7 protein-coding genes are annotated in these 6983 nt (G+C 69.6%); 4 read left to right on the top strand and 3 right to left on the bottom strand.

From position 1 onward, the window contains the following. The first annotated feature begins 89 nt into the window (after positions 1-89). Positions 90-227, top strand: coding sequence for a hypothetical protein (locus ACFXOM_RS35470; protein WP_384943265.1), 138 nt, complete (start codon positions 90-92; stop codon positions 225-227). A gap of 77 nt (positions 228-304) precedes the next feature. On the opposite strand, the gene ACFXOM_RS35465 is transcribed toward ACFXOM_RS35470, so the two are convergent. Together ACFXOM_RS35465 and ACFXOM_RS35460 are read right to left on the bottom strand one after the other, a co-directional pair. Then, positions 305-1030 carry a hypothetical protein gene (locus tag ACFXOM_RS35465; RefSeq protein WP_385041602.1) on the bottom strand — a complete coding sequence of 242 codons (726 nt, stop codon included), beginning with the start codon at positions 1028-1030 and terminating at the stop codon, positions 305-307. Between the two features lie 1197 nt (positions 1031-2227). Next, the gene (locus ACFXOM_RS35460; RefSeq protein WP_384949311.1) at positions 2228-2824 is read right to left on the bottom strand and encodes a TetR family transcriptional regulator; all 597 of its coding nucleotides are present in this window, start codon (positions 2822-2824) and stop codon (positions 2228-2230) included. Positions 2825-2922: 98 nt separating this feature from the next. Between ACFXOM_RS35460 and ACFXOM_RS35455 the strand changes: the two genes are divergently transcribed. Further along, positions 2923-3906, top strand: coding sequence for an aldo/keto reductase (locus ACFXOM_RS35455; RefSeq protein ID WP_384943262.1), 984 nt, complete (start codon positions 2923-2925; stop codon positions 3904-3906). Positions 3907-4080: 174 nt separating this feature from the next. On the opposite strand, the gene ACFXOM_RS35450 is transcribed toward ACFXOM_RS35455, so the two are convergent. Further along, a complete protein-coding gene (locus ACFXOM_RS35450; protein ID WP_384943261.1) occupies positions 4081-4275 on the bottom strand; it encodes a hypothetical protein in 195 nt (64 codons plus the stop codon). A 174-nt stretch (positions 4276-4449) separates the two neighbouring features. Between ACFXOM_RS35450 and ACFXOM_RS35445 the strand changes: the two genes are divergently transcribed. Together ACFXOM_RS35445 and ACFXOM_RS35440 are read left to right on the top strand one after the other, a co-directional pair. Continuing rightward, complete coding sequence (locus tag ACFXOM_RS35445; RefSeq protein ID WP_384943259.1) at positions 4450-5583, top strand: glutathione-independent formaldehyde dehydrogenase; 1134 nt, start codon at positions 4450-4452, stop codon at positions 5581-5583. Positions 5584-6033: 450 nt separating this feature from the next. After that, positions 6034-6660 (top strand): cyclase, encoded by a 627-nt coding sequence (locus tag ACFXOM_RS35440; RefSeq protein WP_384949316.1) that lies wholly within the window; start codon positions 6034-6036, stop codon positions 6658-6660. Positions 6661-6983 lie beyond the last annotated feature (323 nt).

The following is a 6983-nucleotide window of genomic DNA, read 5'->3' as shown; positions in this document are numbered from 1 at the left end:
GTCCTCGTCGCCCTCGCCGACCCCGTCCACCTCACCGACTGCTCACCCACCGTCGAAGTCACCACCGACCACAACGAGGTGAGCCCCCGATGACCACCCACCCCACCACAGCCACCCGCACCGCGACGACCACGCCCAGCACCTCGGACGACAGGGCGCCGCCACCCGCACCGGCCAGCTCGGTCGAAGACCTCGTCCACGAGCTGCACCGGTACGGGTGCGGGTGAATGGCCGGAAGCGTGCCCCGGCCGGGTCGGACCTCTGCCCACTGCGCGCCGTGCTCAGGGGGCGTCGGCCCGTGGGATCAGCTGGCCGGAGCCTGGTACAGCCCACGGCCGGCGCGGTGGGCGCGCGAGGTGGCGACGAGGCGGTCGAGGGTGCTGCGCACCGTGTTGATGCTGCCCGCCGAGTTGTCGCGGCCGAGCTCCTGGGCGACGTCGCGGGCGCGCAGGGGGGTTCCGGAGTTGCGGGAGAGGATGGCGATGACCTGATCGGTGAGACCGTTCGTGTCCTGGTCGGTCGCCGTGGTCGCCGTGGTCGCCGTGGTCGCCGGGCGCCGAGCGGGCGTGGCCGTCTTCTTCTTGGCGGTGGTGGCCTTCTTCGCCGGCCGACGGGTCGACGCCCGGCCGGCGGACTCCTTGGACTTGCCCGCCTTCGCTGCGGAAGCCGTCTTCCGGGAGGCTCGGCGGACCGGGGTCGCCTCGGGCTCAGCAGGCACCGGCTCGTCCGTCGGCGCCACCGGGGCCGCTTCCGGAGCGGCCTGCTCGGGCGCGGCGCTCGCGTCCTGGGCAGGGGCTTCTTCCTGCGTGTTGGGCCCGGAGTCCTGCTCGGCGGCGCGGGGCTGCGGAACGGCGGTGGCCGACAGGACGGTCAGGGCCGACAGGGCCCCGCGCACCGAATCGAGCCGCTCGGAGACGCCGTCCAGCTCCTTCTGCAGGGCCAGCTGTTGCTCTTCGAGCTGGGGAAGCTCCGCCTGCAGCAGCGCAGTTGTTGCCTCGACGCTGTGCGTTGTATTGGACGTCGATGTCATCGTGCTCTCCTGACATATGGGACGCCTGCTACGGCAGGCGAACGCTGTTGTGTTGCAGGGTACGGCGACGGCGGCACGGTCCGGTACCCGGCTGCGGTGAATGACCGTACGCAATGATGCAGTTATCGGCAGGCCATCGTCGCAACTTTTCACCTTTACGGATGCCGCATGGAGCCGGGAGACATCGGCGACGTGCCTTCTGCCGGCCGGTGTTGAGGTGTTCCGTGGGTCGATCGCGTGCCGCCGTCGCCCGGCGGACCAAACCGTCCGGTAGGGATCGGATCCCCAGGTCAGCACCGTGCCCGTGGGTACCGGCGTGGTGGGTTCGGACGGTGCGAGCGTCGGTGAACTGTGCCGGCTCAGGCCCGGAACCGGCACCGATCACCGGAACTCCCTGACTCGCGAGGGCGGCCGGCGCCGAGGCCGGGCGACGCCCGGCGCGCCGCTGACCCGGTCGGTGGGGAGTGGATGCACGGATGTCGGAACCGGTGGTGCCGGACACCTCCTGCGCCTGGCAGCGGTGCGATGGCGCGGTGGGTGAGAGCGGAGTGACTCATGGGTCACCCACCCCGCGGTGCGCGACCTGTTCGGTGAGGACGCGAGCCGGCGAAGGGAGCGGAACACGCGGTGAGGGAGGCGAGGAAGAGGAGCACGCTCGCTGCGCCGTCGGACTCGTTGTGGCGAGGCGTCGGCGTCGTCACCCGACGGGGCAGGGAGATTCTTCCAGGACAGGAGCGGCCCGCGTACGTTGCGGAGGTCGGAGCATTGTCGTGGGCACGTGCTCCGGTCCCGGTCAGGGGCGGGAGACCGGGGCATGCGTGGGAGTGCTGCCCACGTACGCCCCGCGCGGAGAACGTGTCCTGGAGAGCAGCCGATCGCGTGGGGCGGCCCGTCGACGAACCGCGCATGGGTGCGTCATCCCCGGCAGGGGCCGTGGCGTGTGTGCGAGACGACCGCGCCGCCGCGCGTAGGGGTGCTGCCACAACCCGTCAGTGTGTTGCGGTCCGCCCACTCGCGCGGTGCGAGGCGATGCGCCGCCACTCCTCCCCGTGGCCGGGTCCGACGCCGTGGAACCGAGCGTCGTCCCGAGCCGCGCGGGGACGGAGGACCACGAGCGAGGCCCTCGCCATCGAGAAGGCCCGCGCCCCTGCAAGGGCGGGCTGAAGCCGACCTGCCGCCCGCGGGCGGCAGGGAACGTCAGGAAGGACGGGGCGTCCGGGCGTGCGGAGCAACGAGACGGGCCACGGCTTCCACCACGGCGGCACGGTGCCGGGCCGCGCGGTCGTGCTGCCACGCCGAGCCGTCCGCGTCGGTCGCGGGACCCCCCGGTGCGGAGAACCAGGATTGTGCGAGCGCCAGGACGAGCGTGAGGACGTCCGTGGGCTCGACGTCGCGCGTGATCCCGCCTTCCCGCTGTGCCGCGGCGATCGCGGAGATCTTTCCCTGATAGGCCTCGGACACGGCAGCCGTGGCCCCGGGGCGCTCCAACTGCCTCCACGCGACGAGCCGCATCAGCGCAGGCCGGGCCAGCAGGTGGTCGAAGATCGCCCCTGCGTATCCGGGCAGGTCCTCCACGGTGAAGGGAACCGACTCCGCCCCCAGCTCCATGGCCCGCTGCAGCACGACGTCGAAGAGCTGCTCCTTGTTGCCGAAGTAGACGTAGATCAGCCGCTTGTTCGCCCCGGAGGCCTCGGCGATCCGGTCGATCCGGGCCCCGGCGATGCCGTACTCGGCGAACTCGGTGAAGGCCGCTTCGAGGAGGCGTGCCTTGGTCGCGTGGGAGTCCCGTGCCATGCGGGCAACCCTAGCAAGTAACTATCTGGTTATTGACAACCTGGCGATGTTGGCGCACAGTGAAACTAACCGGTTAGTTACATAATGAGGAGTGGACGATGGAGCAGCGCGCACTGGGCGGCCAGGGTCTGGTCGTCGGCGCCGAGGGCCTTGGTTGCATGGGGATGAGCGCCTTCTACGGTGCGACCGACGAGGCGGAATCGCTGGCCGCGATCGACCGCGCCCTGGAACTCGGCGTCACGATGTTTGACACCGCAGAGGGGTACGGCCCCTTCGTCAACGAGCAACTGATCGGCAAGGCGCTCGCCGGCCGTCGTGGCGAGGCGGTGATCGCGACCAAGACCGGAATGGAGTTCACCGACGACGGGGTGATGGTCGGCCACAACGGCCGCCGCGACTACATCCACTCCGCCGCCGATCGGTCCCTGCGCCACCTGGGTACCGACCACATCGACCTCTACTACCTGCACCGCGTCGACCCGGACGTCCCGATCGAGGAGAGCGTCGGGGCCATGGCGGAGCTCGTCACGGCCGGTAAGGTGCGCTACCTCGGCATCAGCGAAGCCGCAGCGGAGACGATCCGGCGTGCCCACGCAGTGCATCCGCTGACCGCCGTACAGACGGAGTACTCGCTCTTCGAACGGGGTGTCGAAGGCGACGGTGTGCAGGCGACGCTGCACGACCTGGGTATCGGGCTCGTCGCCTACTCCCCCCTCGGTCGCGGCTTCCTCTCCGGCGTCATCACCGCACCCGACGACTTCGCCCTCGACGACTTCCGTCGCACCGACCCGCGCTTCCAGGGCGAGAACTTCGCCCGCAACCTGGATGTCGTCGGCGAGGTCCGGCGTCTCGCGGAGGAGAAGTCCGTCACGCCCTCCCAGCTGGCACTCGCCTGGGTCCTGCATCAGGGTGCGGTGCCGATCCCGGGTACGAAGCGCCGCCGTTACCTCGAGGAGAACGTCGCCGCCCTGGACGTGACCTTCAGTGCGGAGGACCTCGCGGCCATCGAGGCCGTTGCTCCGCGTGGTGTGGCTTCGGGCGACCGCTACTCGCCCGAACTGATGCGTTCCCTCAACGGCTGAACGGCCGCGCTCCGTCGCTCCTGGCAAGTCCGCGTCGAGTGCGCCTCGCGGGAGGCCCGTGGCTTCCCGCTACGGTGCCGAGGCCATCCGCGGGCCTCGGGCCGCCGGCGTCGGGGGCCCGGCGTGCCCGAGGGGTGGAGCAAGGCCGAGCCGTGGCCGCCGGTGCCCGGGTGGTCAGCGGTCCGCGGCGATGTCCTCGCGGAGGCCGTCGGAGAACTCCCACCACGACAGGGGGAGCCAGTCACCGTTGACGAATCCGTCGACGCTCGAACCGCGACCGCGGACGGTGATCGTCGTTCCCGGCGGATACGACGTGCCGGAGAGGCCGAGAACGGGGACGAGCAAGGTCCCTAGCCGCTGAGCTGCCATCTCTCGCCCACCCTCTTTCGCTTCTCGATGCACGGGCGTGAATTCGGAAGATATTCCTCCTGAGATTACCGGCTTGTCCCATCCCGTAGGGCGGAGAATCATGAGAGATGGGTCACGCGCGAACGGAGTGGGGGGCGGTTACGCGCGCCCATCGCCGAGCGGAGGTGGCAGCACATGAAAGCCGTCGTCTACAAAGGACCGTTCTCGATAGCGGTCGAAAATGTTGACAAGCCCACCATTCAACATCCGAACGACGTGATCGTACGGATAACCTCCACCGCGATCTGCGGTTCGGACCTACACATGTACGAAGGCCGAACGGCGGCCGAGCCCGGCATCGTCTTCGGGCACGAGAACATGGGGATCGTCGAGGAAATGGGCCAGGGCGTCACGTCTCTGAAGGAAGGCGACCGTGTCGTCATGCCCTTCAATGTCGCCTGCGGATTCTGCACCAATTGTGTCGAAGGTTTCACCGGATTCTGTCAGACCGTCAACCCGGGATTCGCCGGCGGTGCCTACGGCTATGTCGCCATGGGTCCTTGGACGGGTGGCCAGGCCGAATACCTCCGGGTTCCCTACGCCGACTTCAACTGTCTGAAGCTGCCGCCGGGAAACGACATGGAGACCGACTTCATGCTGCTCGCCGACATCTTCCCCACCGGCTACCACGGGTGTGAGCTCGCCGGGGTCCGTCCCGGCGAGAGCGTCGCGGTGTACGGCGGCGGGCCAGTGGGGCTGATGGCCGCCTACTCGGCGCTGATGCGCGGTGCGAGCAAGGTCTTCGTCGTCGACCGCGTACCGGAACGCCTGGACAAGGCGCGGGAGATAGGCGCCATCCCGATCAACTTCGCCGAGGGCGACCCGGTGAAGCAGATCAAGGACCAGACGGAGGGCGTCGGCACCGACAAGGGCGTCGATGCCGTCGGCTACCAGGCGATGGCCCACGGCGCGGATCGCGAGGAACCGGCGACGGTCCTGAACTCCCTGGTGGGTACGGTCCGGGCCACCGGTGCCCTCGGGGTGCCGGGCCTGTACGTTCCCGCCGACCCTGGTGGGCCGGACGAGCAAGCGAAGCACGGGATGCTCCTCGTGTCGATCGGCAAGCTCTTCGAGAAGGGCCTGCGGATGGGGACGGGGCAGTGCAACGTGAAGCGCTACAACCGGTATCTGCGCGACATGATCATCGAGGGTCGGGCGAAGCCGAGCTTCGTCGTTTCGCATGAACTGCCCCTGGATCAAGCCGCGTCGGCATATGACAAGTTCGACAAGCGCGTCGAGGGCTACACGAAGGTCGTCCTGCACCCGTAGGGCCTCCGCCGAAATGCCGCCCGGTCCCGCACGCCGTGTCGTGGGGCCGGGCGGTCACTGTCCCGGTCGGTCGCAGTCGACGGTGCCGCGAGGGTTCGTCCGGCGCTGTGCCGCCCTCGGCGATCCCCGCGGAGGAGGCGGTCCTGGTTGGAGCAATCCCCCACCGCGCGGCACTGGACTTCGATGGCCGTCCGTGGTGACATGCATGCGTCAAGTCGGCTCCTGTGTCCAGGGTCCCCTCCCCACCGTGGGGACGTCCGGGCGAAGGGGGCCCCTCGGTCCGTCGCGACACCGTCATCCGTGCAGCACGGCCCATGAGGCTGCCGGTCCAGGGGTGTCCCGCATCCCGTCACCATGTGGGGGGCCGACACCCACGTGTCCCGCCGGACCGCCGCCGGTATCAGGACAAGCTCATGACACTCCAGGAGGGTGAGAGTGAGACCGACCCCCATGCTCAAGCGATTACCGATGGCTCTGGCCGCAGGCCTGGCGCTCGTCGGGCTGTCCGTGGCTCCCGCGTCCGCGGCGCCCACGCCCCTCACGTTCGCCTGCCAGGCGAACCCGCCCGTCGGTGGCGCGCAGACCTTCGACGTCAGCAGCGGCGTCAGTGGCACCGCACCGGCCTCCGTTGCGTCGGGCGAGGACTTCGAGGCCACCCTTGCTCCGGCGCCGATCACTGTGCCCGGTTCCGTCAGTGGGTACGCCGTCAGGAACATCAGCAACATCAAGCTCACCATGCCTGTGCCCGCCCATGCGACGCTGACGGGCGCGTCCCTCTTCGGAGGATCCGGGCTGGGCTCCGGGGTGCCGAGCCTCGCGGTGAGCGGCGGCGACATCATCATGACCGTGCCCGGTCCGATCTCCGGCGGCAGCACCTTCACGTTGCCCTCGGTCAACCTGGACCTGAAGGCCGGCGCGCCCGGTAGCAGCATCACCGTGCAGTTGGCCGGGACCAGTTACGCGAGCCCCGGTCTCACGTTCAACGCCAGCGTGACCGTCATCTTCTTCCCGGTCAGTGTGCCCACGTCCTGTTTCCCGTCGCCGAACCCCGTACTGAGTACGACGACCGTCGACTGACCGAGGCTCCGGGGTGTCTGACCGGCACCCCGTCGGGCGGTCCTGTCGCACTGACCGTTCTGCCGCAACGGTACGGGGCCCGACGGGCACTCCTTCCGGTCTGCCCGTCGTGCGCCCCGGTGACCGCGTCGTCCTTTCGAGCGCCGCGGTCGGGCGGTGCGGTACCCCCGCGGTCGAGCCGGCTCGTTCTGTCGGCTGGACCGTGGTCCCGGTCTTGGGGTGCCGGAACCCCTGCGGCGTACGGGGTGGTACGGCGCAGGGGTCGGGGGTGGCGGGGTGTTGCGGTGGGGTGGGGTCAGCGGTGGTGGTGTCCGCGGTTGCGG

The organism is Streptomyces sp. NPDC059169 (genome assembly GCF_042755225.1).
Taxonomy (GTDB): domain Bacteria; phylum Actinomycetota; class Actinomycetes; order Streptomycetales; family Streptomycetaceae; genus Streptomyces.
This window is presented reverse-complemented; position numbering and strand designations above follow the sequence as displayed.